The following is a 2,654-nucleotide window of genomic DNA, read 5'->3' as shown; positions in this document are numbered from 1 at the left end:
GCCGTCCGCCAGGACGCGAGGCGTATCCTGGCGACGTATTCTACCTGCACTCCCGTTTGCTTGAGCGCGCTAGCAAACTAAGCGATGCACTCGGCGCAGGTAGCTTAACGGCGCTTCCTATCATCGAGACGCAGGCGGGCGACGTTTCGGCATATATCCCTACAAACGTTATCTCTATCACTGACGGTCAAATTTTCCTAGAGTCTGGTTTGTTTAACTCTGGAATTCGTCCTGCGATCAACGTAGGTCTTTCGGTTAGTCGCGTCGGCGGTTCCGCGCAGATTAAAGCGATCAAAAAGGTCTCAGGAACCTTGCGCCTAGATCTCGCTCAATACCGTGAGCTTCAGGCGTTTGCGCAGTTTGCGAGCGATTTGGACGAGAGCAGCCGTAAGCAGCTGGATCGCGGACAAAGAATGGTCGAAATTTTAAAGCAACCTCCTTATTCGCCGCTTCCGGTCGAAAATCAAGTGGTCATCATCTTTGCAGGAAGCCGCGGATTTTTAGACGACGTGCCTACGAGCTCAATTGGTAAATTTGAAGCTGAGCTCTATCCGTATATCGAGGCAAAATATCCTGAAATTTTTGAAGAGATTAGAAGTAAAAAGACCATCGAGAAGGATTTGGAAGAAAATTTAATCAAGGCTCTAAATGACTTTAAAGCGACTTTCGCCGCTTAAAAAGGCTAAATTATGGCAAATTTAAAGGATATAAAGCTACAGATCAAAAGCGTCAGAAATACGGAGAAGACTACCAAAGCTATGAAGCTGGTCTCCAACGTCAAACTTAAAAACACTAAAGAAGCGGCGATGCGTTCGCGAGCTTATGCGGTGAAGATTAACGAGGTCTTGGGTGAAATTTCTGCGCGCGTTAAAAATTACGTAGGCAATAATTCGGGCAACGACGAAAAACTTAGAATTTTTGATACCACTCGAGAGGTAAAGGTGGTTGATTTGCTGTTTATTACCGCAGATAAAGGGCTTTGCGGCGGTTTTAATATCAACACCATCAAAAAGATCAAAGCTTTGATCGAGGAGCTTAAAGCTAAAAAGATCAAGGTTCGCCTTCGTGCCGTCGGCAAAAAGGGGATAGAGTATTTTGATTTTCAAGGCATTGAGCTTTTGGAGCGATATATCGGCGTGAGCTCATCTCCATCGTCCGAGAAAGCTAACGAAATCGTGCAAGCCGCGGTTAAGGATTTTAACGAAGGTAAAACTGACGAAGTTATACTTATCCATAACGGCTATTTGAATATGATTACCCAAGAGATGCGGGTAAATACGTTGGTGCCGATCGGTGAGCCTGCGATTAGTGAGGATGCTTTAAAAACATCTACATTGGAAGTAGAGGTTGAAAGTCCTGAGGATGAAGAAACATTGATGTTAAATTTAATCCAGAGCTATCTTAGCTACAGCATGTATTACGCGCTGATCGACTCTTTGGCCGCGGAGCACTGCTCGAGAATGAACGCTATGGAGAATGCGACAAATAACGCTAAAGAACGCGTATCGCAGTTAAATTTAGCATACAACAAAGCCAGACAAGGCTCTATCACGACTGAGCTTATCGAGATCATAAGCGGCGTCGAATCAATGAAATGAAAGGAAAACGGATGAAAGGAATAATTTCTCAGGTAATGGGTCCCGTGGTCGATGTCGATTTCAAGGACTACTTGCCGAAGATTAATGAAGCTATCGAAGTTAAATTTGACGTCGAGGGCGCTCATCGCAGGCTGATCCTAGAGGTAGCCGCACACCTTGGAGACAATCGCGTCCGCACGATCGCTATGGATATGAGCGACGGACTGAGGCGAGGACTTGAGGCCGTCGCTTTGGGCACGCCTATTGCGGTGCCAGTAGGCGAGAAGGTTTTGGGTAGAATTTTTAACGTCACGGGCGATCTGATCGATGAAGGCGAGGATGAGAAAGGTCATCCATTTCTCGATTTGCATCATGCGGAACGACGCTTCCTGCTGCTCGAAACGGTCTTCAATGCGGAAGCCTTGGCCCAGCCTCTGCTGGATCTGCTGCTTGAGGTCGCCGACCCGGACCCCGGGTTTCAGCTTAAGTTCGAGAGCCGACACCTCGCCCGCATCGTAGTGCAACATGTTGCGCACTAAGTCGATAGGCAGGATCAGGTAATTCGCGTCGTACTCCGGACGGTCGATGCAGAAGACTCCGCTGACGTAGGCGTATTCGATCTGGAACGAGGTGGCAGCCTGGGACGCGCTGACGCGTCCTTCACGCTTGGGGGCATAGATCTCGATCGGATCGGTGAAGGACGCATTGACGCCCAGGGTGGACGCCAGTCCAATGCCGGGGATGGCATAGTCCGTCCCCCCCTCATTCAGCGCATAACGCCCGTCGATAAGCACCGATCCAAGGTCTACGGTGCGCTCGAAGGCGCTGTCTACGCCCTTGGCCACGGCTATCTGTTGACGACCGCCGTAGCGGAGGAGCACGTTCTCTTGCAACACCTCCGTGGCGGCTTCCACCTGGGGCAAGGCACGCACCGAGCGCATCGCGTCGGTGTTGGGAATGAACACCTTACCCTCTACGGCCGTAATCTTAAGATCAGGATCAAAGTGGCCAAACATGGAGGCCACGAGATCGTGAAATCCATTGAAGACGGACAGCACACAGACCAGCGCGACGGTG

The 2,654-nt window shown here is 49.7% G+C and carries 1 protein-coding gene and 3 pseudogenes; 3 read left to right on the top strand and 1 reads right to left on the bottom strand.

What is annotated here, in order from left to right:
* From Q0605_RS01215 to Q0605_RS01205, 3 genes and pseudogenes are all read left to right on the top strand, one after another.
* Window positions 1–677, top strand: a pseudogene (locus Q0605_RS01215) (F0F1 ATP synthase subunit alpha); the annotation flags it as partial.
* 12 nt (window positions 678–689) lie between these two features.
* Window positions 690–1,598, top strand: coding sequence for an ATP synthase F1 subunit gamma (gene atpG, locus Q0605_RS01210; protein WP_005869637.1), 909 nt, complete (start codon window positions 690–692; stop codon window positions 1,596–1,598).
* An 11-nt stretch (window positions 1,599–1,609) separates the two neighbouring features.
* Window positions 1,610–1,918: pseudogene (locus Q0605_RS01205) on the top strand (F0F1 ATP synthase subunit beta); the annotation flags it as partial.
* 153 nt (window positions 1,919–2,071) lie between these two features.
* On the opposite strand, the pseudogene Q0605_RS01200 reads toward Q0605_RS01205, so the two are convergent.
* Window positions 2,072–2,593 (bottom strand): annotated as a pseudogene (locus Q0605_RS01200) (hypothetical protein); the annotation flags it as partial.
* Window positions 2,594–2,654: the final 61 nt, after the last annotated feature.

The organism is uncultured Campylobacter sp., from assembly GCF_938017705.1.
GTDB lineage: Bacteria > Campylobacterota > Campylobacteria > Campylobacterales > Campylobacteraceae > Campylobacter_B.
Note: the sequence above shows the minus strand (reverse complement) of the source record. Positions and strands in the feature narration are given on the sequence as shown.

What these genes read in the sequence shown, in the direction of transcription:
- atpG (WP_005869637.1), top strand. Translation starts at nt 690, where the DNA reads ATGGCAAATTTAAAGGATATAAAGCTACAGATCAAAAGCGTCAGAAAT.